The sequence below is a fragment of the Blastococcus sp. SYSU DS0669 genome (assembly GCF_054050895.1).
The window spans coordinates 493,802-519,150 of sequence record NZ_JBJHAE010000001.1; the positions used below are offsets into that span (position 1 = coordinate 493,802).

General features: G+C 76.5%; 20 protein-coding genes, 1 tRNA gene and 1 pseudogene. 5 read left to right on the plus strand and 17 right to left on the minus strand.

Annotation, left to right across the window (positions count from 1 at the left end):
* Positions 1-5 precede the first annotated feature (5 nt).
* Together ACI792_RS02350 and dacB are read right to left on the minus strand one after the other, a co-directional pair.
* Positions 6-1,094, minus strand: a complete 1,089-nt coding sequence (locus tag ACI792_RS02350) for a zinc-dependent metalloprotease (RefSeq protein ID WP_456582708.1) — start codon at positions 1,092-1,094, stop codon at positions 6-8.
* 86 nt (positions 1,095-1,180) lie between these two features.
* Positions 1,181-2,605, minus strand: coding sequence for a D-alanyl-D-alanine carboxypeptidase/D-alanyl-D-alanine endopeptidase (gene dacB, locus ACI792_RS02355; protein ID WP_456601147.1), 1,425 nt, complete (start codon positions 2,603-2,605; stop codon positions 1,181-1,183).
* A gap of 55 nt (positions 2,606-2,660) precedes the next feature.
* On the opposite strand from dacB, the gene ACI792_RS02360 reads away from it, so the two are divergent.
* A complete protein-coding gene (locus ACI792_RS02360) occupies positions 2,661-3,155 on the plus strand; it encodes an inorganic diphosphatase (protein WP_456582706.1) in 495 nt (164 codons plus the stop codon).
* Between the two features lie 193 nt (positions 3,156-3,348).
* Here ACI792_RS02360 and ACI792_RS02365 read toward each other — a convergent pair.
* The 3 genes from ACI792_RS02365 to tmk all read right to left on the minus strand — a co-directional run bounded on the left by ACI792_RS02365 (position 3,349) and on the right by tmk (position 6,873).
* Positions 3,349-3,421, minus strand: a tRNA-Thr gene (locus ACI792_RS02365).
* 57 nt (positions 3,422-3,478) lie between these two features.
* Positions 3,479-4,666, minus strand: coding sequence for a DNA polymerase III subunit delta' (locus ACI792_RS02370; RefSeq protein ID WP_456601148.1), 1,188 nt, complete (start codon positions 4,664-4,666; stop codon positions 3,479-3,481).
* The gene (tmk, locus tag ACI792_RS02375) at positions 4,663-6,873 is read right to left on the minus strand and encodes a dTMP kinase (protein WP_456601149.1); all 2,211 of its coding nucleotides are present in this window, start codon (positions 6,871-6,873) and stop codon (positions 4,663-4,665) included. Before tmk ends, ACI792_RS02370 begins: the two co-directional genes overlap by 4 nt.
* A gap of 248 nt (positions 6,874-7,121) precedes the next feature.
* On the opposite strand from tmk, the gene ACI792_RS02380 reads away from it, so the two are divergent.
* Positions 7,122-7,934, plus strand: coding sequence for a trans-aconitate 2-methyltransferase (locus tag ACI792_RS02380; RefSeq protein ID WP_456601150.1), 813 nt, complete (start codon positions 7,122-7,124; stop codon positions 7,932-7,934).
* A 78-nt stretch (positions 7,935-8,012) separates the two neighbouring features.
* Here ACI792_RS02380 and ACI792_RS02385 read toward each other — a convergent pair whose 3' ends face one another.
* The 3 genes from ACI792_RS02385 to ACI792_RS02395 all read right to left on the minus strand — a co-directional run bounded on the left by ACI792_RS02385 (position 8,013) and on the right by ACI792_RS02395 (position 14,219).
* The gene (locus tag ACI792_RS02385) at positions 8,013-8,819 is read right to left on the minus strand and encodes a class I SAM-dependent methyltransferase (RefSeq protein WP_456601151.1); all 807 of its coding nucleotides are present in this window, start codon (positions 8,817-8,819) and stop codon (positions 8,013-8,015) included.
* Positions 8,819-11,692 carry a type I DNA topoisomerase gene (topA, locus tag ACI792_RS02390; protein WP_456601152.1) on the minus strand — a complete coding sequence of 958 codons (2,874 nt, stop codon included), beginning with the start codon at positions 11,690-11,692 and terminating at the stop codon, positions 8,819-8,821. The genes ACI792_RS02385 and topA overlap by 1 nt, the downstream gene beginning before the upstream one ends.
* 262 nt (positions 11,693-11,954) lie before the next feature.
* Positions 11,955-14,219: a sodium-translocating pyrophosphatase gene (locus tag ACI792_RS02395; protein WP_456601153.1), complete on the minus strand. Its 2,265-nt coding sequence runs from the start codon at positions 14,217-14,219 to the stop codon at positions 11,955-11,957.
* A 211-nt stretch (positions 14,220-14,430) separates the two neighbouring features.
* Between ACI792_RS02395 and ACI792_RS02400 the strand changes: the two genes are divergently transcribed.
* Positions 14,431-16,923 carry a DEAD/DEAH box helicase gene (locus tag ACI792_RS02400; RefSeq protein ID WP_456601154.1) on the plus strand — a complete coding sequence of 831 codons (2,493 nt, stop codon included), beginning with the start codon at positions 14,431-14,433 and terminating at the stop codon, positions 16,921-16,923.
* Between the two features lie 39 nt (positions 16,924-16,962).
* On the opposite strand, the pseudogene ACI792_RS02405 reads toward ACI792_RS02400, so the two are convergent.
* The 7 genes and pseudogenes from ACI792_RS02405 to ssd form a co-directional block, all read right to left on the minus strand.
* A pseudogene (locus tag ACI792_RS02405) lies at positions 16,963-17,289 on the minus strand (Rv3654c family TadE-like protein); the annotation flags it as partial.
* Complete coding sequence (locus ACI792_RS02410; protein WP_456601155.1) at positions 17,286-17,660, minus strand: TadE family type IV pilus minor pilin; 375 nt, start codon at positions 17,658-17,660, stop codon at positions 17,286-17,288. The pseudogene ACI792_RS02405 and the gene ACI792_RS02410, both read right to left, overlap by 4 nt.
* Positions 17,661-17,662: 2 nt before the next feature.
* The gene (locus tag ACI792_RS02415) at positions 17,663-17,929 is read right to left on the minus strand and encodes a DUF4244 domain-containing protein (RefSeq protein WP_456601156.1); all 267 of its coding nucleotides are present in this window, start codon (positions 17,927-17,929) and stop codon (positions 17,663-17,665) included.
* A 112-nt stretch (positions 17,930-18,041) separates the two neighbouring features.
* Complete coding sequence (locus tag ACI792_RS02420; protein WP_456601157.1) at positions 18,042-18,767, minus strand: type II secretion system F family protein; 726 nt, start codon at positions 18,765-18,767, stop codon at positions 18,042-18,044.
* Entirely contained in the window at positions 18,764-19,546 is a 783-nt protein-coding gene (locus tag ACI792_RS02425; RefSeq protein WP_456601158.1) for a type II secretion system F family protein, read from the minus strand. Before ACI792_RS02425 ends, ACI792_RS02420 begins: the two co-directional genes overlap by 4 nt.
* Complete coding sequence (locus tag ACI792_RS02430; RefSeq protein WP_456601159.1) at positions 19,543-20,682, minus strand: TadA family conjugal transfer-associated ATPase; 1,140 nt, start codon at positions 20,680-20,682, stop codon at positions 19,543-19,545. Before ACI792_RS02430 ends, ACI792_RS02425 begins: the two co-directional genes overlap by 4 nt.
* The gene (gene ssd, locus ACI792_RS02435) at positions 20,679-21,722 is read right to left on the minus strand and encodes a septum site-determining protein Ssd (RefSeq protein ID WP_456601160.1); all 1,044 of its coding nucleotides are present in this window, start codon (positions 21,720-21,722) and stop codon (positions 20,679-20,681) included. The genes ACI792_RS02430 and ssd overlap by 4 nt, the downstream gene beginning before the upstream one ends.
* A 164-nt stretch (positions 21,723-21,886) precedes the next feature.
* Between ssd and ACI792_RS02440 the strand changes: the two genes are divergently transcribed.
* Positions 21,887-22,735, plus strand: coding sequence for an HAD family hydrolase (locus ACI792_RS02440; protein ID WP_456601161.1), 849 nt, complete (start codon positions 21,887-21,889; stop codon positions 22,733-22,735).
* A gap of 3 nt (positions 22,736-22,738) precedes the next feature.
* On the opposite strand, the gene ACI792_RS02445 is transcribed toward ACI792_RS02440, so the two are convergent.
* Both ACI792_RS02445 and ACI792_RS02450 read right to left on the minus strand, forming a co-directional pair.
* Positions 22,739-23,707: an aldo/keto reductase gene (locus ACI792_RS02445; protein ID WP_456601162.1), complete on the minus strand. Its 969-nt coding sequence runs from the start codon at positions 23,705-23,707 to the stop codon at positions 22,739-22,741.
* 10 nt (positions 23,708-23,717) lie between these two features.
* Positions 23,718-24,506: an oxidoreductase gene (locus ACI792_RS02450; protein ID WP_456601163.1), complete on the minus strand. Its 789-nt coding sequence runs from the start codon at positions 24,504-24,506 to the stop codon at positions 23,718-23,720.
* 65 nt (positions 24,507-24,571) lie between these two features.
* On the opposite strand from ACI792_RS02450, the gene ACI792_RS02455 reads away from it, so the two are divergent.
* Positions 24,572-25,123, plus strand: a complete 552-nt coding sequence (locus ACI792_RS02455) for a histidine phosphatase family protein (RefSeq protein ID WP_236830529.1) — start codon at positions 24,572-24,574, stop codon at positions 25,121-25,123.
* Positions 25,124-25,349: the final 226 nt, after the last annotated feature.

Below are 25,349 nucleotides of genomic sequence, written 5' to 3' on the forward strand. Positions count from 1 at the left end.
CGCTCTCAGGCGGGCAGCGCCGGGCGCCCGAGCACGCGCTCGACCCACAGGTGGGGCGCGGTGAGCTCCTCGATCAGCGGCAGGTTCGCCGGGCCCTCCCAGACGCGGTTGAAGCCCTCCATGCCGGCGAGCTCCACCACGCCGCCGACGAAGTGCCGGCCGTCGGCGTACTGCTTCATCTTCTGCTCCAGGCCCAGCAGCCGGCGCAGCACGCGGTCGAGCGGGCCCCGGCCCTTGCGCCGCTGGGCGAACCGCTTGCGCAGCGTGCGCACCGACGGGACGACCTCGGGCCCGACGCCGTCCATCACGTACTCGGCGTGCCCCTCGACCAGGCTCATCACCGCGGTCACCCGGTCCAGGACCGCCCGCTGCGCCGGGTCGCGCACCAGCGCCATCAACCCCTCGGGGGCGCCGTCCCCGCTGCCGCCGCGCACGGCGTCGCCGAGGCTGCGCAGCAGGTCCTGCAGGCGCTCGCGCAGCACGTCGGGGGCCAGGTCGGTGGCGGCGACGAACTCCTCGATCTGCCCCTCGAGGTAGCCGGTGAGCCAGGGGACGCCGGTGAACTGCAGCTGGTGGGTGACCTCGTGCAGGCAGACCCACAGCCGGAAGTCCGACGGGTCGACGCCCAGCTTCCGCTCGGTCGCCACGATGTTCGGCGCCACCAGCAGCAGCCGGCCACCGGTGCCGAAGACCTCGTACTGGCCCAGCACGCGCGAGGAGAGGAAGCCCAGCAGCGCGCCGGCCTGGACCCCGGTGGCGCGCGAGCCGATCGCGGTGGCGAGGGGGCCGGGGCGGTTGCCCGTGCGCTCGGCGAGCTTGTCGACCAGCGGGTCGAGCAGGGCGGCCATGCCGCGGGCGTTGGCGTCCGACCAGCCCGGGCGGTCCACGACGGCGACCTCGGGGACCGGGCCCCCGGGCACCGGCCGCAGCCCGGTCAGGGCCTCGACGTGCGCGACGGCGGTGGCGGCGGCGCGGTGCAGTTCCGCGACGACCGCGGCGGCCTCCTCCCGCGTGGTGCTCGGACCGCTGCTGACCAGCCGGCGGGCCGTGCGTCCGGCGAGGTCCCAGTCGACCATCGAGGAGGCGCTGCTCATTGGCTCACCCTACGCGCGGCCGCCAATCCTCCGGCCTGGTCCAGACGCTCACCGCGAGCCTGCGAGCGGTGAGGAGGATGGGTCCTTCAACAGCCGCAGGCGGCGAGGGTCGCGGCGAAGTCGTCGAGCGCCGCCTCCGCGGCCACCTCGCTGCCGGTCGCCTCGTCGGCCACCACGGCGAAGGCCAGCAGCCGGCCGTCCGCGGTCACCACGGTGCCGGCCAGGGCGTTGACGCCCAGAAGGGTGCCGGTCTTCGCGCGCACCGTGCCGGGCGCGGTCGCCGGGTCGTCGTCGCCGCGGTCGGCGAGCGTGCCGTCGTAGCCGGCGACCGGCAGACCGGTCAGCAGGCCCGCGGCGTCGCCGAGGCTGCCGTCGGCGGCGCCGGCGACCAGGGCGGTGAGCAGCTCGGCGGTGACGACGTCCTCGCGGGACAGGCCGCTGCCGTCGGCCAGGGTGACCCCGGTGACGTCGAGCCCGGCCTCGTCCAGCGCCGCGAGGACGGCCTGCGCGGCTCCCTCGAAGGTGGCCGGCTCCCCGCGGGACAGCGCCACGTGCCGGGCCAGCGCCTCGGCGAGCACGTTGTCGGACAGGGACAGCGCCTGCTCGACCAGGCGGGCGACCGGCGCGGACTCCACGGTGCCGAGGGTGCGCGCGCCGGCGGGGGCCTGGCCGAGGACCACGGCGGCGCCGGGGGCGCCGAGGGCGTCGGCGAGGGCGACGCCCGCGTCCAGCCCGGGCTGCCCGCTGCGCGCGGTCGCCCCCGGGCTCACCCGGGCGCCGTCGACGGCGGTCGCGGTGATCGGCGCGGCGTAGCTGGAGGGCGCGTCACCGGGCCCCCAGCCGCTGGCGGTCAGCGGGCCGCTGAACAGCGAGCTGTCGACCACCACGCGGGAGACGGCGGTGCCCGCGGGGAGCGCGGCGACCACCTGGGTGGCGAGGTCGGCCATCGTCGGGGCGCCGGGGTAGGTCAGCGACGGTTCGGTGCGCGACAGCGTCGGGTCGCCGCCGCCGACGAGCACCACCTCGCCGGGAACGGAGCCGGCGACCACGCGGGTCTCGAACGTCTCGGCCGGGTCGAGAGTGGTGAGCGCGGCGGTGGCGGTGAGCAGTTTCGCGGTGGAGGCGGGCGTCAGCGGTGCCCCGGCGTCCCGGTCGTAGAGGACCGCACCGGTGGCGACGTCGACCACCTGGGCCGTCGTCCCCGGACCCAGCGGGGGTCCGGTGACCAGCGGGGTGAGCGCGGCCTCCAGGACGGCGGGGTCGGGCACGGGGGCGTCCGAGGACAGCCCGGCCAGCACCGGATCGGCCGCACCGAGGTCGGGCAGCACGGCGTCGGGGACGGCCACGGCGTCACCCCCGGCACCGGCGTCGGGACCCAGGACGACGCCCAGACCGACGCCACCGCCGGCGAGCAGCAGCACGAGCGCGACGATGCCGATCGTGACGCGCCGCCGGAAGCGGCCGTAGTTGGCCGTGACGATCGTCGAGCCGCTCGACGAGATGGTGCCCACCCCCTACAGGGGGGCTCCGCCGACCGGACCAGCCCCCGTGGGCCACACTACGTTCGTGCAGTTCGACGTGACGGTAGAAATCCCGAAGGGCCAGCGGAACAAGTACGAGCTGGACCATGAGACCGGACGCATCCGCTTGGACCGGATGCTGTTCACCTCCACCCGCTACCCGGCGGACTACGGCTACATCGAGAACACCCTGGGGCAGGACGGCGACCCGCTGGATGCCCTGGTGATCCTCGAGGAGCCGACGTTCCCCGGGTGCCTGGTCACGTGCCGGGCCATCGGCATGTTCCGCATGACCGACGAGGCGGGAGGGGACGACAAGGTCCTCTGCGTGCCGGCGACGGATCCGCGGGTGGCGCACCTCAAGGAGATCGAGGACGTGTCGGAGTTCGACCGCCTCGAGATCCAGCACTTCTTCGAGACCTACAAGGACCTCGAGCCGGGCAAGTCGGTCGAGGGTGCCGAGTGGGTCGGCCGCGAGGCCGCGGAGGCCGAGATCCTGGCTTCGATCGAGCGCGCCAAGAACAGCTCGGCGCACCACTGAGGAAGGACCCTCCTGCCCCCACCGCTCGCGGCGGGACCCTGCAGGAGGGCCGTCTTCTCGCGCCGGACGCACCGACGGCGGCACACCCCTGAGGGGCGTGCCGCCGTCAGCCGACCCCGCGACCGGGTGGGGCCGTGTGTGCGCTCCGAACGAGAACGGGCCCGTCCGGGTGGACGGGCCCGTGCTGCGTGCGAGCCGCCTGTCGGAATCGAACCGACGACCTTCTCATTACGAGTGAGATGCTCTACCGACTGAGCTAAGGCGGCGAACTGCCCGCACAGCCTACGACACCGCTCCCGCCCCTCCGCGCAGGGGCCGGGGTGTCAGGAGGGCAGGCGCAGCGCGACGGTGAGCGCCTCCACGGCCACCTGGGGCTTCACGTTCTGCTCCAGCGCTTCACGGCAGGCCAGGATCGCGTCTATGCGGCGCAGCGCTCCCTCGGCGCCGATCCGGCGCGCCAGCTCCTCGGCGTCGGCGCGGCGGTCCGGGTGGTTGAGCGGCAGCTGCTCCGCAGGTGCGGAGTCGAGGACCAGCGCGTCCCGGTAGAGCCCCGCCAGGTCCACCAGGGCCCGGTCGAGCGAATCCCGCCCGATCCGGGTGGCCCGGGACTTCTGCCGGCGCTCGAGCTCCTTGAGCTGGCCGGCACCGCCCCGGCTGGCCGCGACGACGCCCGGCCCCCGCGCACCCATGCCCAGGCTCGTCTTCAGCGCCTCCGTCTCGGCGCCGTCGAGCGCCCCGGTAGCGGCCTCGGTCTCCTCCTTGGCCGAACCGACGAGGTCGTCGGCGGCGTCGAGGCAGGCGGCGAGCGAGACCAGCCGGAGCGGGACGTCCAGCACGGCCTTGCGCGTCATCCGCGCCTCCTCGTCGCGGGCCAGCCGCCGGGCCCGGCCGACGTGCCCGCCCGAGGCGGCCGCCGACCAGGCGGCGAGCGCCGCGTCGACGCCGTCGCGCCGGACCAGCACCTCGGCGATCGCGTCCACCGTCGGGGTGCGCAGCGCGACCACCCGGCAGCGGGACCGGATCGTGACCGGCACGTCGTCCGGGTGCAGGCTCGGCGCGCAGAGCATCACCACCGTCCGCGGCGGCGGCTCCTCGATCATCTTGAGCACGGCGTTCGCGGCCGCCTCGCTCATCCGGTCGGCGTCCTCGACGATGATCATCTGCCAGCGCCCCTGGGACGGCGCCCGCCCCGCCACCCGCACCAACTCGCGCGCCTCGAGCACACCGATGGAGAGCCCGTCGGGCACGATGACGTGCACGTCGGCGTGCGTGCCGGTGAGCACCGTGCGGCAGGCGTGGCAGGTGCCGTCGCCGCCCGCGGGGCACTGCAGCGCCGCGGCGAAGGCCCGGGCAGCCACCGAACGGCCCGAACCGGGCGGGCCCGTGAACAGCCAGGCGTGCGTCATCGCGGTCGGGTCGGCGATCGCCGCCCTCAGCTCCGCCACCACCGCCGGCTGCCCGATCACCTGCGTCCAGACGCCCTCGTCGGGCGCCACCACCGGGGCCGTCACGGGTGCAGCTGCGGCGTGGCGCCGGTCTGGGCGTGCGGGTGGCGGGACGCGGGCTCGACCCGGTCGTCCCGGAGCTCCGGCTCGGCCTGCGGGCTCGCGGCCGGCGCGGCGGGGGTCTGCAGGGGCAGGCCGGAGAGCAGCTCGGCCACCCGCACCCGGATGGCCGCCGCGAGCTCGTCCGGCGATCGCCGCGCGTCGAGCACCAGGTATCGGTCGGGATCGGCCTCGGCGAGCTCCTGGAAGGTCCGCCGCACGCGCTGGTGGAACTCCAGCGACTCCGACTCCAGCCGGTCGGCGGCGGCCCGGCCGCGGGCGCGGGCCAGCCCCACCTCCGGCGGGAGGTCCAGCAGGATGGTCAGGTCGGGGCGCAGCCCCTGCGCGGCCCAGCGGGAGAGCATGCGGACGTCGTCGAGCGGGATGGTGCGCCCGGCCCCCTGGTAGGCCAGCGAGCTGTCGATGAAGCGGTCGGTGATGACGACCTCGCCGGCGTCGAGCGCGGGCCGCAGCACCTCGTGCACGTGCTGCGCGCGGTCGGCGGCGTAGAGGAGCGCCTCCGTCCGCGGCGCGATGCCCACCTGGGCCCGGTCGAGCACGATGGAGCGGATGCCCGCGCCTGGTGGGGTCGCGCCGGGCTCGAAGGAGGCCCGGGCCGTCAGCCCCTCGTCGCTGAGCCACTCCTGCAGCCGGCGCACCTGGGTGGACTTGCCGGCGCCCTCCCCGCCCTCGAAGGCGATGAGCACCCCGCCTCCGGCCAGCCGTCGCCGGGCCGTGGTGTCGCGGCGCAGCGCGGTGACGACGTCGGCGAGGAGCGGCACCGGACGGCCGTCGTCCATCTGCCGGTAGGCCGCCAACCCGACGCCCACGGCGAGCAGCCCGGCCGCGAACAGCATGATCCGCTCGCCGGAGAGCGGCAGCGCGAAGGCGCCGAGGTCCAGTTCCTGCCGCCCGATCAGGCCCACCCCGATCGGCACCAGGGCGAGGGAGACGATCAGCGACGCCCGCACGAGGGACTGCACGATGGCGAACGTGCGGCCCCGGATCTCGTCCTCCACCTCGGTGCCGATCAGGGTGATGCCGGCCAGGAAGGCCATGCCGGCGAAGAAGCCCATGAGGACCACGAGCAGCAGCGAGATCCACAGCGCGAAGGACCAGGACAGCAGCAGCACCACGATGCCGGCGCCGACGATCGCCACCCCGAAGATCCGCTCCCGGGCCAGGTCCCGGGCGACGCTCGGGCCGATCCCGATACCGAGCCCCAGGCCGATGAAGACCGCCCCGAACAGCAGCCCGTAGGCCGCCTCCCCGCCGCCGAGCACCTCGACGTAGGCCTGGCCGGTGGCGATGATCGCGCCCGCCGCCACGAACGCCCCGGTGATGCCCACGACGAGGCCCCGGACGAGCCGGGTGTGGCCGGCGAAGGAGAAGCCCTTCACCAGCGAGCCCAGGAAGCTCTCCTGCTGGCCGACGACCTCACCCGCGGCGCGGCGGCCGCTGATGGACGGCAGGTTCCAGATGACCACGGCGGCGACCAGGAACGTGAGGGCGTTCAGGTAGAGGGCGAGGTCCACCTCGTTCACCCCGGGCAGCAGGGTGCTGACCTGGCCGCCCACGCTGGTGAGCACCGCGAAGACGATGGCCGCGATCACCGGCGTCAACCCGTAGGTGGTGACCAGCGAGAGCTGGTTGGCCGCCTCCAGCTGGTCCTTGCGGAGCATGTTCGGGACGGCGGCGTCCTTGGCCGGGATCCAGAACAGGCTGAAGGCCTCGATGACGAACTGGGCGATGAACAGCCAGATCAGGTTGTCGACGATCGGGATCGAGGCGAACAGCCCGAAGCGGAAGATGTCGGTGACCACCATCGTCTTGCGCCGGTCGAACCGGTCGGCGAAGGCACCGGCGACCGGGCCGAGCACGATGGCCGGGAGCAGCCGGAACAGCAGGACGCCGGCCAGCGCGAAGTTCTGCGCGGCGTAGTCGTCGAAGGTCAGCGTCGCCGTCACGGTGATGGCGAGCAGGCCCAGCCAGTCGCCGAAGCTCGACAGCAGCGTCGACAGCCAGAGCTTGCGGAAGTCGCGCACCCGCAGCACCGCGCGGATCTTGGCCGCGGTGCCCACCGCGCCGGAGCCGTCCGCGCCCGAGGCGGACGCACCCGACGGTCCGCCGTCCTCGGCGACCTCGGTGAGCGGCGGCCCCGCCGACGGCGGCACCGGCGTGCCGGCGGGCGGCAGACCGTCGCCCGGGGCAGCACCGGCAGCCCCGTCGGACGGGGGTACCGGGGGCGTCGGCTCGACCGGAATCGCGGGCTCCCAAGGTCGGAGGGCACCGGGACGGAGCGGGCCCCAGCGGGGCAACGGTACCGGTCGGCCGTGACGATTCCGGCTCCTTCCTGCCCGGTCGGGTCGAACTGATCCGCACGGTCCCACCGACGTCCACGCCGCGGACTAGGGTGCGGCCGGTGACGGGGACAGCGGGCTCGGCGGGCGGCGCGGCCGGTGCATGGCGGCCCGACGCCTACCTGCGCTTCGCCGGCGAGCGGGCGCGGCCCTTCGTCGACCTCCTCGCGCGGGTGGGCGCCGAGGCCCCGCGGAGCGTCGTCGACCTGGGCTGCGGCGAGGGCTCGCTGACCGCCTCGCTGGCCCGGCGCTGGCCCGGGGCCGGCATCACCGGTGTCGACTCCTCCCCCGAGATGCTCGCCGCCGCCGAGGCCGCCACCGGGCACGGCGTGCAGTTCCGCCTCGGCGACGTGCGCGACTGGGCGCCCTCCGGCCCGGTGGACGTGGTCGTCAGCAACGCCGTCCTGCACTGGGTGCCCGGGCACCCGGAGCTGATGGCGCGCTGGGCCGCGGCCCTCCCCGCGGGCGGCTGGCTGGCCGTGCAGGTGCCGGGCAACTTCCGTGCCCCCACCCACGCGCTGCTCGCCGACCTGTGCCGGAGCCCGGAGTGGGCCGACCGCACCGCCGACGTCGCGCCGCGGGCCGACACCGTCCTCGAGCCCGCCGGGTACGCCGAGGTGCTCACTGCCGCCGGCCTCCTGCCCGACGTCTGGGAGACCACGTACCTGCACGTGCTGACCGGGTCCGACGCGGTGCTGACCTGGGTGCGCTCGACGGTGCTGCGCCCGGTGCTCGCCCGGCTGGACGACGCCGCCGCGACCGCGTTCACCGACGCCTACGCCGCCGCCCTGCGGCAGGCCTACCCGCAGCGCCCCGACGGCACCACGCTGCTGCCCTTCCGGCGGGTCTTCGCCGTCGGCACCCGCCCGTCCTGATGCCGTAGAGGTCGCGGCGCGGGTGCTCGGGTCCGGCGCCCGGACCTGGGCACCGGCGCAGATCGACGAGCAGCGACCTCAGCGCGGGGTGAGCCGGTAGGCGTGGGTCCGGTAGGGGAGCTCGAGCTCGGTGCGGCCACGCGTGTCCGGGTGCCCGGCCAGCAGCGCCCGGACGGCGGAGAGGAACTCCTCGCGCCGGGCGTCGTCCATGACAGCCACGTAGCTGCGGGTGGCGATGCCGCCGACGACGTCCTCGGGGGTCACGCGCTGCACGACCGCCGACTCCACGACCTGTACGTCGGCCCCGAGCTCCGCGGCGAAGCGGTCGACGACGCGCCGGTCGGCCTCGTGCCCGCGGGCTTCGTCGGAGACGACCTCACCGAGCGCGGCGACCCAGGGCACGCGCTCGTCGCGGGTGTTCCAGACCAGCCCGAGCACTCCGCGGGGGCGCAGCACCCGGCGCAGCTCGCGGGCGGCCGGGCCCGGGTCGAACCAGTGCGCGGCCTGACCCGCCACCACCGCGTCGACCGAGGCGTCCTGCACGGGGATCGCCTCGGCGGTGCCCACCGCGGAGGCGATCCCCGGCCGGCGGCTGCGCAGCTCGGCCAGCATCTCCGGAGAAGGGTCCACCGCCCGGGCGCGGTGCCCGAGGCCGAGCACCACCTCGGTGAGCAGGCCCGTGCCCGCGCCGAGGTCCAGCACCTCCAGCGGCCGCCGGCCGACCAGGAACGCCACGGCGTCGGCCGGGTAGGTCGGCCGCAGCGCGGCATAGCTCCCCGCGACTGCCCCGAAGGAGCGCGCCCGGGCCTGCAGCGCGACGTCCTCCGGCCCCGTCCGGAGCCTCGCCCCGAGCTCGCGCGGGGGGAGGGGGACGGGGTCCTCCATCAGCCGGCCGAGACGGGGTCCGCGGCCTGCTTCGCCGTCTTCTTGGGGGTCGCCTTCTTCGCGGTGGTCTTCTTGGCCGCCGTCTTCTTGGCCGTTGTCTTCTTGGCCGTGGTCTTCTTGGCGGCCTTCTTCTTGGTCGCCGGCCCGCGGGCGCGGCGGTCGGCCAGCAGCTCCGCGGCCCGCTCGATGGTGATCGACTCGACGTCGTCGTCCTTGCGCAGGCTGGCGTTGGTCTCGCCGTCGGTCACGTAGGGGCCGAACCGGCCCTCGCGGACGGTGACCTGGCCCTGCGTGACCGGGTCGGGCCCGAGCTCCTTGAGCGGGGGCTTGGCGGCCGCCCGGCCACGCTGCTTGGGCTGCGCGAAGATCGCCAGCGCCTCCTCCAGCGTGGTGGTGAAGAGCTTCTCCTCACCGTCCAGCGAGCGGGAGTCGGTGCCCTTCTTGAGGTATGGCCCGTAGCGGCCGTTCAGCGCCTGGATCTCCTCGCCGTCGGGCGCGGTGCCCACGGTGCGCGGCAGGGTGAGCAGCTTCAGCGCGTCCTCGATCGTCACCGTCTCCGGGGACATCGACGAGAACAGGCTCGCCGTGCGCGGCGACTCCTTGCTGCCCTCGGGGACGACGGTGGTGACGTAGGGGCCGTAGCGGCCGGCCTTCACCACCACCGGGTGGCCCGACTCCGGGTCGGTGCCCAGCTCCCGGTCGCTCGACGGCGCGGCCAGCAGTTCGCGGACCTTCTCGGTGGTCAGCTCGTCGGGCGCGAGGTCCTCGGGGATGCTGACCCGCGCGCCCTCCTCGCCGTCGACCTGCAGGTACGGGCCGTAGCGGCCGACGCGGACGACGACCGGCCGGCCGGCCTCGTCGGTGGCGCGCAGCGGGATGGAGTTGATGCCGCGGGCATCGATCTCCTCGAGCCGCTGGCCGATGACGTGCTTGAGGCCACCGGACTGCGCGATCGCGCCGGCGTGCCGGCCCTCACCGCCGAAGTAGAACTCGGTCAGCCAGGTGACCCGCTGGAGGGTGCCGCCGGCGATCTCGTCGAGCTCCTCCTCCAGCGACGCGGTGAAGTCGTAGTCGACGAGCTGGGCGAAGTACTGCTCCAGCAGGTTCACCACGGCGAAGGCGACGAACGACGGGACGAGGGCGTTGCCCTTCTTCCAGACGTACCCGCGGTCCTGGATCGTCTGCATGATCGACGCGAAGGTCGAGGGCCGGCCGATGCCCAGCTCCTCCAGCCGGGCGACCAGGCTGGGCTCGGTGTAGCGGGACGGCGGCTGCGTGGTGTGCCCCTTGGCGTCCAGCGACCGGGTGGCCAGCTGCTGGCCGCGCTCCAGGCGGGGCAGCCGGCTCTCGGCGTCGTCGCTGCCGTGGTCCTCGTCGCCGTCCTTGGCCGCGCCCTCGTCGCGGGACTCGACGTAGGCCCGGAGGAAGCCGGGGAAGGTGATCGTGCGGCCGCTGGCGGTGAACTCGACCGCCTCGTCCGTGGTGCTGCGGCCGGCCAGCCGGACGCTGACGGTCTGCCCGACCGCGTCGGCCATCTGGGAGGCGACGGTGCGCTGCCAGATCAGCTCGTAGAGCCGGAACTCGTCCCGCGCCAGACCGGCGGCGAGCTGGCCGGGGGTCCGGAAGCTGTCGCCGGCGGGGCGGATGGCCTCGTGCGCCTCCTGGGCGCCCTTGGACTTCTTCGCGTAGCGCCGTGCCTCGGCCGGGACGTAGGCGTCGCCGTACAGCTCGCGGGCCTGGGTGCGGGCCGCGTTGATCGCCTCGTTCGACAGGTTCGTCGAGTCGGTCCGCATGTAGGTGATGTGGCCGTTCTCGTACAGCCGCTGCGCGACCCGCATGACCTGCGCCGAGGACCAGCCCAGCTTGCGGCCGGCCTCCATCTGCAGCGTCGAGGTGGTGAACGGCGCGTAGGGGCGACGGCGGTAGGGCTTCTCGTCGACCCGGCTGACGCTGACCTGGCGCCCCTCGAGCCGCGCGGCCAGACCTCGGGCACCGGCCTCGTCGAGGTGGACGACGTCGCCGGTGACCCGCCCGGTGGCGGCGTCGAAGTCCTTGCCGGTGGCGACCCGGCTGTCGTCGACGCTGACCAGCTTCGCGCGGACGGTGGTGGGCTCGCCGGCGTCGGCGCCGGTGCGCTGGCCGGCGACGGCGAAGGTGCCTTCCAGCGACCAGTAGTCCGCCGAGGTGAACGCCATCCGCTCCCGCTCGCGCTCGACGACGATGCGGGTGGCCACGGACTGGACGCGTCCGGCCGACAGCTTGGGCAGCACCTTCTTCCAGAGGACCGGGCTGACCTCGTAGCCGTAGAGCCGGTCGAGGATGCGGCGGGTCTCCTGGGCGTCGACCAGGTGCGTGTCCAGGTCGCGCGGGTTGGCCACGGCGCGGGCGATCGCCTCGGGGGTGATCTCGTGGAAGACCATCCGGCGCACCGGGACGCGCGGCTTGAGGGTGTCGATCAGGTGCCAGGCGATGGCCTCGCCCTCGCGGTCCTCATCCGTGGCCAGGTAGATCTCGCTGGCGTTCTTGACCAGCTGCTTGAGCCGGGTCACCTGCTGCTTGCGGTCGGGGCTGACCACGTAGAGCGGCTCGAAGGAGTTGTCCACGTCGACGCCGAGCCGGGCCCAGGCCGCGCCCTTGTGCTCGGCCGGCACGTCGGCGGCGTTGCGCGGGAGGTCGCGGATGTGGCCGACGCTGGCCTCGACGACGTAGCCGCTGCCCAGGTAGCCGGCGATCTTGTTGGCCTTGGTCGGCGACTCGACGATGACCAGCGGCCGGCCGCCGGGCGCGGCCGAGCCCCGGCGGGTGGGCGCCTTGGCGGCGTCGTCCGTCGTGGGCTCGTTCTCGGTGCCGGGCTGCGTGGTCTTCGTGGGCACGGGACTCCTGTCGGTGGTGCTGGGGTGGTGCGGATGCGGCGCGCTGGTCCGGGCCGGGCGACCCGGTACGCCGGCCCCGGGGGGTCCGGGACCGGGCGGGCGCCACCGCGGACGCCCCTCGGCGGGCCACGGTAGGCCACGCCGGCGCCGGTGCGCCGGGCGCGACCTGTCCGTGGGCGTGCCGCCACCCCGACCAACGTGGATGGTGCGGCGGTGTTCCCGCAGGTGGAAGACGGCGTACCGCCAAGGGGTCAGGCGCCGCTCACGGAGCGCTGGTGGTGAGCTCGGAGCCGGTCGGGCTCGCCGCTGCCCCACCGACGACGATCGAGCGGCGCTTGGAGACGACGACCGCGGCCACGACCACCGCCACGGCGCCGAGCGCGATCGCGACCCGCACCGGGGTGTTGGCGTCCTCGCCCACCGACAGGGCGACCACCGCGGGCGCGATGAGCAGCGCCACCAGGTTCATCACCTTGATCAGCGGGTTGATCGCGGGGCCGGCGGTGTCCTTGAACGGGTCGCCGACGGTGTCGCCGATGACGGTGGCGGCGTGGGCCTCGCTGCCCTTCCCGCCGTAGCTGCCGTCCTCCACCATCTTCTTGGCGTTGTCCCAGGCGCCGCCGGAGTTGGAGAGGAACACCGCCATGAGGGTGCCGGCCGCGATCGCGCCGACGAGGTAGGCGGCCAGCGGCCCGATCCCCAGGCCGAAGCCCACGGCCACCGGGGCGAGCACGGCCAGCAGCCCCGGGGTGGCCAGCTCGCGCAGCGAGTCCTTCGTGCAGATGTCGACCACGGCGCCGTAGTCGGGGCGCTCGGTGAAGGTCATGATCCCGGGGTGGGTGCGGAACTGCTCGCGCACCTCGAACACCACCCGCCCGGCCGCCCGGGACACCGCGCTGATGGCCAGCCCGGAGAAGAAGAACACCACCGCGGCGCCCAGCACCGCGCCGACGACGTTGTTCGGGTTCACCAGGCTGAAGGCGTCGCCGAGCGTGGCGCCGGCCTCGTCGAGGGCGACGGCGACCTGGGCGTTGTAGGACCCGAAGAGCGCCGTGGCCGCGAGGACGGCGGTGGCGATCGCGATCCCCTTGGTGATCGCCTTGGTGGTGTTCCCGATGGCGTCGAGGTCGGTGAGGACGCGTGCGCCCTCCTCGTCGATGTCGCCGGACATCTCGGCGATGCCCTGCGCGTTGTCGCTCACCGGGCCGAAGGTGTCCATCGAGACGATGACGCCGGCCGTGGTGAGCAGCCCGCAGCCGGCGAGCGCGACGGCGTAGAGCGCCGCCCCTCCCCCGATCAGGAAGGCGCCGTAGACCGCGCCGCCGATGAGCAGGGCCGCGTACACCGCCGACTCCAGCCCGAGCGAGATGCCGGACAGGACCACGGTGGCCGGCCCGGTCAGCGAGCTGCGGCCGACGTCCTGGACGGGCTTGCGGCTGGTCTCGGTGAAGTAGCCCGTGAGCTGCTGGATGGCCGCGGCCAGGACGACGCCGACGAGCACGGCGACGAAGCCGAGCACCTGCGGGCTGACCGGCAGGTCGGCGCCTCCACCGGTGCCGGGGAGCAGGGTGAAGGAGGCGACGGCGACCAGCAGCAGCGACACCGCTGCGGAGACGAAGAAGCCGCGGTTGATGGGGGCCAGGCCGTTGCGGTCGTTCTTGCCCGGGTTGGTGGCCAGGACGCCCACGACCGAGGCGATGACACCGATGGCGGCGACGACCAGCGGGAAGACCATGCCGATCGATCCGAAGAAGACCTGGCCCAGGATCAGCGCGGCGACGAGCGTGACGGCGTAGGACTCGAAGAGGTCGGCGGCCATCCCGGCGCAGTCGCCGACGTTGTCCCCCACGTTGTCGGCGATGGTCGCGGCGTTGCGCGGATCGTCCTCCGGGATGCCGGCCTCCACCTTGCCGACCAGGTCGGCGCCGACGTCGGCCGCCTTGGTGAAGATGCCACCGCCGACCCGCATGAACATCGCGAGCAGCGCACCGCCGAAGCCGAAGCCCTCCAGGACCACCGGCGCGGTGTCGTCGAAGAGCAGCAGCACCAGGGCCGCACCGAAGAGGCCCAGCCCGATGGTGATCATCCCGCACACACCGCCGGTGCGGTACGCGATGCGGAAGGCCGGGCGGTAGCCGCCACCCTGTGCCGCCGCGGCCATCCGCACGTTGCCGCGGGTGGCCAGGGTCATCCCGATGAAGCCCACCAGCGCCGAGAACAGCGCGCCGACGAGGAAGAACACCGCCCGGCCCAGCCGCGTGCCCAGTCCGCCCTCGGCCACCGGGAGGACAAGCAGCACCGCGAAGACGATGACGGCGAAGACCGCGAGGGTGCGGAACTGCCGGCGCAGGTACGCCGCCGCTCCCTCCTGCACCGCCCGCGCGATCTCCCGCATCTTCTCCGTGCCCTGGTCGGCGGCGAGGACCGCGCGGACCAGGTAGGCGGCGAAGACCAGGGCGGCCAGGGAGATGACGAGGACGACGGCGACGAGCGCGGTCTCCCCGCCGGACAGCGAACCCTCGGGCATGGATCCTCCAGGCATCGGCGCCCCGACCGGGAGGCACCGTGCTCCCGGTCGGGGCGCAGGTCGGCGTGCGACGCCCCGACGGGACCGCCGGAGCACGAACGCGGCGAAGTGTAAGGCAGATCACACTTTCCGCGACCCCCTTCTCGTCCCGCCCGGTCCGCGGGCCCCCGGGGACGACGGCAGGTTGCACGCGGGTGTGACAGTGGGAGGCGTGACCACGCTCCACCCGGTCCGGTCGGCTCCCCCTCCCGGCACGGACGACCGGTCCGGGGGCGGCTGGGGGCCGGGCGGCCCGGTACCCAACGGCGGGGAGCTGCTGGCGGCCCTGCTGGCCGGGACGGCGGAGGACGAGCAGCCGGTCACCCACGTCCACCACCTGCCGGTGCGCGAGAGCCGCACCGCCGGCTGGCCGGAGTGGGTGGAGCCGGGTCTGCGCGACCGGCTCGTCGCCCGCGGCGTGCAGGCCCCCTGGCAGCACCAGGTCGCGGCCGCGCAGGCCGCCCGCGACGGCCGGCACGTCGTCGTCGCGACCGGGACCGCGTCGGGGAAGTCGCTGGCCTACCAGCTGCCGGCCCTGACCAGGCTGGCCGAGGACCCGCGCGCCTGCGTGCTCTACCTGGCGCCCACCAAGGCCCTCGCCAGGGACCAGCTCGCCTCGGTGGCGGCGCTCGCCGACCCGTCGGTGCGGCCGGCCGCCTACGACGGCGACACCCCGGCGGAGGAGCGGGACTGGGTCCGACGGCACTCGCGCTGGATCGTCACCAACCCCGACATGCTGCACCGCGGGATCCTGCCGGCCCACCAGCGCTGGTCGAGCACGCTGCGGCGGGTCGCCTACGTGGTCATCGACGAGTGCCACGCCTACCGCGGCGTCTTCGGCTCGCACGTCGGCCACGTGCTGCGCAGGCTGCGGCGGATCTGCCGGCGCTACGGCGCCGAGCCCGTGTTCGTGCTCGCGTCGGCCACCGTCGCCGACCCGGCCGCCGCGGCCACCCGGCTGGTCGGCGAGGAGGTCCTCGCCGTCACCGACGACGGCTCCCCGCGCCCGGGCGCCACCTTCGCGCTGTGGGAGCCGCCGCTGACCGAGCGGACGGGCGAGCACGGGGCGCCGCTGCGCCGCTCGGCCGCCGCCGACGCCGCCGGGCTGCTCGCCGACCTGGTCGAGCGCGGCGCGCGCACGCTGGCGTTCGTCCGCTCCCGCCGCAGCGCCGAGTCGGTGGCCGAGCAGGCCCGCCGGCTGCTGCACGACCGCGGCCGCGCGGACCTGGTGGGCCGGGTCGACTCCTACCGCGGCGGCTACCTGCCCGAGGAGCGCCGGGAGCTGGAGCGGGCGCTCTCGGCCGGGACCCTGCTGGGCGTGGCGACCACCAACGCCCTCGAGCTCGGCATCGACATCGCCGGGCTGGACGCCGTGGTGCTCGCCGGCTACCCCGGCACGCTGGCCTCGCTGTGGCAGCAGGCGGGCCGCGCCGGGCGGGCGCAGCGCGAGTCGCTGGTGGTCTTCGTCGCCCGCGACGACCCGCTGGACCACTACCTGGCCCACCACCCGCGGGCGGTGTTCGGCCGGCCCGTCGAGGCCACCGTCACCGACCCGGCCAACCCCTACGTGCTCGGCCCGCAGCTGTGCTGCGCCGCGGCCGAGCTCCCCCTGGTGCCCGCGGACCTCGCCGACTTCGGCGGTCCGGTGGCCGAGGCGCAACTGGAGGAGCTCGTGGCCGCCGGCCAGCTGCGCCGGCGCCCGGCCGGCTGGTACTGGGCCGGGCGCGGCCGCCCCGACGTCGACATCCGCGGCAGCGGCGACGAGCCGGTGGCGATCATCGAGGCGGGCACCGGGCGGCTGCTGGGCACCGTGGACGGCGGAGCCGCGCACTCGACGGTGCACGAGGGCGCGCTCTACGTGCACCGCGGCGACACCTTCGTCGTCGACGAGTTCGACGTGGCCGACGCCTGCGCGGTCGTGCACCCCGAGAGCCCCGACTGGACCACCGTCGCGCGCGACGTGACCGACCTGTCCATCGTCTCGGTCGAGCAGACCCGGCGGCTGGGCACGGTGACGGCGCACACCGGCGTCGTGGACGTGACCAACCAGGTGGTGGCCTACCAGCGGCGCCGGCTGGGCAGCGGGGAGGTGCTGGCGGAGTTCCCGCTGGACCTGCCGCCGCGCCAGCTGCGCACCAAGGCGGTGTGGCTGACCCTCGAGCACCGCGCCGTGGAGCGGGCCGAGGTCGACGACGCGGCCCTGCCCGGCTCGCTGCACGCCGCCGAGCACGCGGCGATCGGCATCCTCCCGCTGCTGGCGACGTGCGACCGGTGGGACCTCGGCGGGCTGTCGACGGCGGTCCACCCCGACACCGGCACCGCGGCGGTGTTCGTCTACGACGGGCACCCCGGCGGCGCGGGCTTCAGCGAGCGCGGGTACGCGGCGCTGCGCCGGTGGTTGCAGGCCACGCGGGCGACCGTCGCCAGCTGCGAGTGCGAGGCCGGCTGCCCCTCGTGCGTGCAGTCGCCCAAGTGCGGCAACGGCAACGACCCCCTCGACAAGGCCGGCGCGGTCCGGGTGCTCGACGTCGTGCTCGACGAGCTGGCCGCCGCGGACGAGCGGGGGGCGGACGACCCCGACCACGACGAGGACGACGCCGGGCCGGCCGCCGCCGCGCCGGCCGTCGGCGTTCCCGGACCGGCCGAGGAGGACCTCGTCTTCTGATCCGGCGTCTTCTGACCCGGCGGCGACCGGGCCCGCGCGTGCCCGGCCGACGGCGTCGTGCACGCCGAGCCGGCCCAGCCGGAGGGCGACGCCGACCTCGACCGCCACGACCGATCCCGGCTCGACGCGGCAGGTGATCAGCACGGCGCCGTTGGCTCGGGCGACCTCGGTGGCCACGGTGCACGGGGACGGGTCCCCGAGCACCGCCTGCCCGGCCGCGGCCAGCGCGGCGAGGTCGGCCGCCGTCGCCGCCCGGTGGCGGGCCACCGTGGCCAGGCCGACCAGCACCGCCCCGGTGGTGACCGCGACCAGGACGGCGGAGAGCACGAGCACCCACGCGCTGGCCGATCCCCGTTCCCCGCTCATCCGGGGGACCCCGCGGCCGGCTCCAGCCGCGCCACGGCCTCCGCCGTGACGGTGACCCGCCAGGGCAGCGGCCCCAGCGGCCGGACCTCCGCCGCCACCGTGACCCGGAGCTCGTCGCCACCGGCGGCGATCGCGGTGCGGGCGCCGGGCGGCGCGGCCCGGCCCGCCCACTCGGCGACGACCGCGGCGTCCTCCCCCCGCGCCGCCGCCCGGGCCCCCTCCCGGGCCGCGTCCACGCACCGCAGCTGGGCGCCGACCACGGTGACCGCGGCGACGGCGCCGGCGAGCACCAGCAGCAGGACCGGCAGCACGACCGCGGTCTCGGCCGTGACCATCCCGGTCTCCGCCCGCCGGGCCGCTGGGTGGTCCACGCTCAGGAGAGCGTGGCCAGCGCGGCGTCGACCAGCTCGGTGAGGCCGGTGACGACGCTGTCGCCGGAGACGACCCGGTAGAGGACCGCGGCGAACGCGCACGCGGCCACGGTGCCGACGGCGTACTCGGCGGTGCTCATCCCGGCCTCCGCCCGGCTCCGCAGGCGGGCCAGACGGCCGGGCCGCTGCCCGGGCTCGGGGACGGCGACGGCCTCGGGGGCGGGGTCGGGGCCGGGAAGGGGCTGGTCGGCGGGCTGGTCGACGGTCATGGCGGTCCTCTCGGTCGGGCCCCGGCGGGGCGGTGCCCGAAGCCTCCGTCCAGGGCGGGACGGGTCCCAGGTCCGCGGGCGATCTGTGGACGGCGCCGGTGGGTGTGGACGATCAGCCGAAGACGTCGCCGGCGATGCCGAGGACCAGCGGGACCACGCCCAGGCAGACGAAGGCGGGGAGGAAGCAGAGCCCGAGCGGGGCGAGCACCCACACCCCGGCCCGCTGCACGGCCGCCTGCGCCTCCGTGCGCGCCGCGGACCGGGTCTCCTCGGCGAACGCGTGCAGCGCCGGCACCGCGGCGGTGCCGGACTCCCCTGCCCGCACCAGCACGCGGGCCAGGCCGTCGAGCTCGGCCGGCTGCCCGGCCCAGGCCCGGCGCGGCTCGGCCCCCATGCGCTGCATCCCCGCGACGCCGTGCAGCCGGCGGCCGAGCGGTTCGGGCACCGCCCCCGCGACGGCGGCGAGCGCTCCGGAGAGGGGGAGCCCCGCGCCCAGGCAGGCGGCGAGCAGCTCGCAGGCGACCGGTAGCTCCCGCAGGAGGGCCGCCCGTTCCCCGGCGTCGCGGTCGGGGGATGCCGCACGCAGCAGCCGCTCCCCCGCGCCGGTGACCACCACCGCCGCGCAGGCGCCCACGACGCCGCCGAGCAGCAGGCCCGCGGCCAGCCCCGCGGCCCCGGCGAGCAGCCAGCGACGTGCCCCGGGCGGGGCATCCCGGGCGCCGGCGACCGGGGGGCCGGGCGCGGTCAGCCGGCGCACCCGCCGGCCGGCCACGGCTGCGCCGGGCGCCCACACCACCAGCGCCGCGGCCAGCAGCAGCACCGGCAGGGCGGCGCTCACCGCGCGATCCGGCGTACCAGGCGGCCGGTCCAGGCGATGCCGGCCACCTCGAGCAGCACCCCGGCCACCAGCAGCCCCTGCCCGGCACCGGTCCGGGTGAGCACGTGCCACGGATCGGCCCCGACCCCGCTGCCCATCGCCAGGCCGAGCAGGGGGAGTCCGGCCAGCAGCCTGGCGCTGGCGCGGGGGCCGGCGGTGGCCACCAGCAGCTCGCGGCGGCGGCGCAGCCGGGCCCGCAGGTCGTCCTCGACCGCGGCGACCACCGCGGCGAGCGAGCAGCCGGTGCGGGCGCTGAGCGCGATGGCGGCCGACGTCCGGGCCAGGGCCGCGCCCACTCCGTCGCCGCCTGCCGCGGCGTCGGGCCAGGGAGCGCGCGCCGCGCGCAGCAGCCCCGCGGCGCAGCCGGGATCGGGGCAGTCGGCCGCCGCCGTGCGCACCGCCTCCACCAGGGCACGGCCCACACGCAGCTCCGCCGCCACGGCGGCCAGCGCGTCGGCGAGCACGGCCTGGCGCGCGAGGTCCTCGGCCGCCCTCCGGCCGGTCAGCCGGGCAGCCGCCGCGAGCGCGGCGCAGCCGGCGGCGAGCACCGCCACCAGCGGGGTGCCGAGAGCCGCGCCCGCGCCGCCCGCGGCCACCGCCGCGGCGAGCGGCAGCGGCACCCGCCCGAGGCCCCGGGCCCCCGCGGCCCGGGTCGTCCGGAGCAGCCGGCGCCGGGCGACCGCCCGGCCGTCGGGCCACAGCAGCACCGCGGCGGCCGCGGCCAGGAGCGCCGCGGTCACGGGCCGGCCAGCAGCCGCCGGAGCGCGTCGCCGGCCGGGCACGCCCCGCCGTCGGCCCGCCACCCCGGCTCGACCACGACGTGCTCCCCCTCCCGGCGCAGCAGCCCGATCTCGGCCACCCGCCGGCCACCGGGCGTCCGGCGCAGGTGCACCACGACGTCGAGGGCCGCCGCGGTCTGGCTGTGCACCGCCGCGCGCCCCAGCCCGGCCGCCACCCCGAGGGCCTCCAGGCGCGCCGGCACCTCGGTGGCCCGGTTGGCGTGCAGGGTGCCGCAGCCGCCGTCGTGACCGGTGTTCAGCGCGGCCAGCAGGTCGACGACCTCGGGCCCGCGCACCTCCCCCACGACCAGCCGGTCCGGCCGCATCCGCAGCGCCTGCCGCACGAGGTCCCGGAGGCCGACCGCGCCCGCGCCCTCGACGTTCGGCGGCCGGGTGAGCAGCCGCACGACGTGCGGGTGCGGTGGGGTCAGCTCGGCGGCGTCCTCGCAGAGCACCAGCCGCTCAGCCGGGTCGACCTCGCCCAGCAGCGCCGAGAGCAGGGTGGTCTTGCCCGAGCCGGTCCCGCCGGTGACGAGGAACGCCGCCCGCCGCGCCACCACCGCGCGCACCAGCGCCGCGCTCTCGCCGGGCAGCGCTCCGCGCGCCTCCAGGTCGGCCAGCGCCTGCGCGCACCGGCGCAGGACCCGGAGGGACAGGCAGGTGCCGCCGGCGGACACCGGCGGGAGGACCGCGTGCAGCCGGGTGCCCCCGGGGAGGCCGACGTCGACCCACGGCGAGGCGTCGTCCAGTCGGCGGCCGGCCGACGCGGCCAGCCGCACCGCCAGGCGGCGCACCGCGTCGTCGTCGGCGAAGCGGACACCAGTGGCCCGTTCCAGGCCGGCCCCGCGGTCCAGCCACACCTCGCCGGGCCCGTTGACCAGGACGTCGGTGACCCCGGGCAGCCGCAGCAGCGGCTCCAGCGGCCCGGCCCCGGCCAGCTCGTCGACGGCGTCGCGCGCCGCCAGCAGGACGTCGCGGTCGCCCAGCAGGCCGCCGGACTCGGCGCGGACGAGCGCGGCGACCCCCGCCTGCGAGGGGACCTCCTCGGTGACGGCCAGCCGCGCCCGCACGCGGTCCAGCAGCGACGGCTCGCTCACCGGTCGTCCTCCCCGGACAGCGCCGCGAGCACCCGCCGGGCGACGGCGGCGACCGGCGACCGGGGCTGGGCGCCCGGCGGCTGGCCCCGTTCGGCCCGCGCGACCGCGCCCCGGTCGTGCGGCAGCTCGGCCACCACCGGCCGGCCCACCACCGCGGCGACGTCGCCGGGGGCCAGCCCGCCGGGCTGGGTGCGCACCACCAGGCGCGCCGCCGACCACGGCGAGCCGTCGGCACCGACCAGCTGCCGGGCGGCCGTGGCGGCGCGCAGCCGGGCCGGCACCACGAGCACGGCGAGGTCGGCGTCGGCCAGCACCTCCTGCACCCCGCGCCCCGGGCCGGCGCACCCGGGGCGGGGCAGGTCCACGACGACGGGGCGGCCGGTGGCGCGACCGGCGCCGACCACCGCGGTCAGCGCGGCGTCGGGGATCGGCGCCGCGCCCCGGCGGTCCACCGAGACGAGGTGGACGCCACCCAGACCGGGCAGCGCGGCCAGCAGCGCGTCCCCCGCCACCTCGCCGCGGAGGCCGGAGAGCTCGGGCCAGCGCAGCCCCTCGGCGAACTCCGCCCCCAGGAGCAGGTCGAGCCCGCCGCCCCAGGCGTCCGCGTCGACCAGCACCGCTCCCCCGGGGGCGGCGAGGGCGACCGCGGCGGCCACCGTGCTGGCGCCCGCGCCACCGCAGGCCCCGCCCACCGCGATCAGTCGCCCCCGCTCGGCCGGCGCCCGGACGGCGGCAGCGCAGCGGGAGAGCAGCCACCCCTCGTCGGCGGGGAGCACCGCGACCCGTTCCGCCCCGGCCTCGACGGCCGCCGCCCACCCGGCCGCGGGCAGCTCGGCGGTGGCGACGACGACCACGCCCGGCCTGCGGGGCAGCGCCCGCAGCGCCCCGGCGCCCAGCGCCTCGGCGCCGACGAGCACCAGCGGCGCCTCCCGGTGGGCGCGCCGCAGGGCGGGGCCACCGGTGGCGAGCTCGGCCTCGGCGCCGGCGGCCGCGACCAGCCGGAGCAGCTCGTCGAGCAGCTCCTCGTCGCTGCCGATCACGAGGGGACGGGGCGGCCGGGACGGCGTCGGGACGGGCACCGGGCGAGCCCATCGGACGGCCGGCGTACGGCACCAGAACGCGAGCGGAACTGTGGATGACCCCATCGGGTGTGGACACCGTCCACACCGGTGCGCTACCTGCCGATCCAGCTACCGTGACTGACGTGTCCCGCTCCGCGGCGTTCTTCGACCTCGACAAGACGGTCATCGCCAAGTCCAGCACGCTGGCCTTCGGCCGCCCATTCTTCCACGGCGGGCTGATCAACCGCCGCGCGGTGCTCAAGACGGCGTACGCGCAGTTGGTCTTCTCCCTCGCCGGCGCCGACGCCCAGCAGATGGAGCGGCTCCGCGCCCAGCTCACCGCGATGGTGACCGGCTGGGACGCCGGCACGGTGCACGAGATCGTCCGCGAGACGCTCCACGAGATCGTCGACCCGCTGGTCTACGCCGAGGCCGCCGACCTGATCGAGGAGCACCGCGCCGCCGGCCGGGAGATCGTCATCGTCTCCAGCAGCGGGGCGGAGATGGTCGAGCCGATCGGCGAGATGCTCGGCGTCGACCGCGTCGTCGCCACCCGGATGGTCACCGAGGAGGGGCGCTACACCGGCGAGATCGAGTTCTACGCCTACGGCGAGAACAAGGCCGAGGCGATCCGCCGGCTGGCCGCCGAGGGCGGCTACGACCTGGCCGACTGCTACGCCTACAGCGACTCGATCACCGACCTCCCGATGCTCTCCGTGGTCGGCCACCCCACGGCGGTCAACCCCGACCGCGGGCTGCGCAAGGCAGCGCTCCAGCACGGCTGGCCGGTGCTGCGCTTCGAGCGGCCGGTGAGCATGCGCGCCCGGTTCTCCGTGCCGCCCGCGCCGGTGGTCACCGGTGCCGCCATGGGCGTCGGCGCCGCCGTCGTCGGGCTGGCCTGGTACGCCCGGCACCGCGCCGTGCGCGCCGGCCTGCTGCCCGCCGACGGCCCCGCCCCGGTGCCCGGCCGGCGGCGCCGCCGCGGCGCCTGACGCTCAGCGCCCGAACCGCTCCCGGAGCCCGTCCACGAGGGTCCGCACCCCCGGCACCGGCGTGAACGCGCGCGCGGCCGCGGTCAGCGCCGCCACCTCGTCGCCGGCCAGCTCCAGCTCGTCGGCCGCCGCGTTGGACTCCAGCTGCTCGACGCTGGAGGCACCGGGGATCACCACGACCCGGGGCTGTGCGACCAGCCACGCCAGCGCCACCTGCGCCGGCGTCGCGCCGTGGGCGTCGGACACCTGGCGGAGGACGTCGAGCAGCGGCGCGACCCGGCGCAGGTTCTCCGTGCCGAACAGGGGGTTGACCGCGCGCACGCCCCCGGGCCGGTGGTCGGCCGAGTACTTCCCGCCGAGCAGCCCCTGCGCGAGCGGGCTGTAGGCGATGACCAGCCGGCCCTCGCGCTCGGCGAAGGGCACCAGGTCCTCCAGCGGGCCGGCGTGCGCCAGGGAGAACTGCACCTGGTTCGCGACCACCGGGGCGCCGAGCGCGGCGTCCGCCGCCCCCCAGCGGTCCAGCGAGTAGTTCGAGACGCCGACCGCGCCGATCCGCTCCTCGTCCAGCAGCTCGCGCAGGCCCGGCATCGTCACCGTGTCGGGGACCACCGGGTTGGGCTGGTGCACCTGGTAGAGCGGGATGCGCTCCACGCCCAGGCGGCGGGCACTGCCGGCCCAGCGCTGCCGGACGACGCGGGGGAACGGCGCGACCGGGAAGATCTTGCTGGCGACGACGACGCGGTCGCGCTCCTCCCCCAGCGCCTCGCCGAGGATCCGCTCGCTGCGCCCGAAGCCGTAGATCTCGGCGGTGTCGAACAGGGTGATACCGAGCTCACGGGCCCGGCGCACGATGTCGCGGGCAGCGCCGTCGGCGTAGCTGTCGCCGTACCCCCACTCGCGGGAGCCGAACTGCCAGGTGCCCAGGCCGATGCGGCTGACGGGGCCGAGCCCCGGGACGTCGAGGGTGCGCATGCCCCCAGCCTCAGCCGCGGAGCAGGCTCTCGCAGATGGCCAGGCCCTCCAGCGCCCCGTGCTCGGTGGCGCGGCAGCAGTGCACCAGCCACGCGGCCACGCCCTCGGGGGTGCCGGTCCCGTAGCCGGCGAGCGCCTCGCCGTAGGCGTCGCTGCCGAGCTCGGCGAAGCCCACCTCGGGCACCGACACGGCCTTGGGGTCCAGCCCGCGGGCGATGCCGGTCAGCCGGGCCGCACCCCGGGCGACGACGCCGTCGGCCACGCCGAACGGGGCCAGCGCCGCCAGCTCGCCGTGCACGAGCGCGGCCACCAGGACGGCGGGCACGGTGGTGGTCCCGGTGGCGAGGGTGAACAGGCCGGACAGCCGGGGGCCGGCGTGCGCGGCCGGCCGGCCGAGGTCGGCCCGGTCGGCGAGGTCGGCGGCGGCCAGCACGTGCAGGCGGGCGATCACCTGCCCGGGGGCCCGCGGCCAGGTCTCGACCATCGAGCCCAGCGCCGCGGAGACGCGGAGCGCACCCTGCACCACCGGGTCGTCGACGCCACCGGCCCGCAGCTCCGCGAGCGGGACGTCGACACCGGCCAGGGCGGCGGAGGCCCGCGCCCCGCGCAGCGCCGACTCGGTGCTCACGCCCGCGGACTCCCGGCGCAGCACCCGGTGGCCCAGCAGCCGGTCGACGCCCGCGCGCGCCGCGTCGGCGGCGTCCCGGACGCCCGGCAGCTCGAGCAGCGGGGCGAGGGGGTCGGGGGCACCGGCCCCGGTCGCGGGACGGGCCGCGCCGGGACGCAGGGGGATGCTCACGACCACGACGGTACGAGGCGGGCCGCGCGGGTCCGCGGGCCCCTGCCCTACGCTGCCTCCTTGCCATGGCCCGACCGCTGACCCTCCTGCTCGTGCGCCACGGGCAGAGCGAGTGGAACGCGGCCGGGCGCATGCAGGGCCAGGTGGCCCACGTGCCGCTGACCCCCTTGGGTCACACGCAGGCCGAGGCGGCCGCCGCGGAGCTGGCCCGGCTGCGGCCGGGCGTGCTGCTCTCCAGCGACCTGCTGCGCGCGGTGCAGACCGCCGAGCACTGCGCCCGCGCCACGGGCCTGCCCTTCACCACGACGCCGGCGCTGCGCGAGCAGGGCTACGGGGTGCTGGAGGGCCGGCCGTCGCGGGAGCTGTGGGACGTCGTCGACTGGTCCGACGCCCACTGGTCCGCCGAGGGCGGCGAGAGCCTCGCCGAGTTGCACGCGCGCGTGGCCGCCTACCTGACCCAGCTCTGCGCCGAGCCCCCGGCCGACGTGGTGGCGCTGGTGACCCACGGCGACACCATCCGCGCCGCGCAGGCGGTGGCGGCCGGGCTCGGCCCCGACGCGATGCCGGCGGTCACCCCGCACAACGGCACGGTGACCCGCCTGGAGATCTGCGAGTGAGCAGGGGGCCCGGCCGTGCGGCCGGGCCCCCTCGCCCCGCTCAGCGGCGGCGCAGGAAACCCTGCACCAGGCGGCCGATGCCCCCGCCGGAGGTGGGGGCCGTGCGGCCGCGTCCGGTGCCCCTGCGCGCGGTCGTGGGGGGGGGGGGGGGGGGCGGGGGGCCCCCCCCCCCCCCCCACCCCGCCCCCCCCCCCCCCCCCCAGCGGCGCGGCCGCCCCTAGAGCTC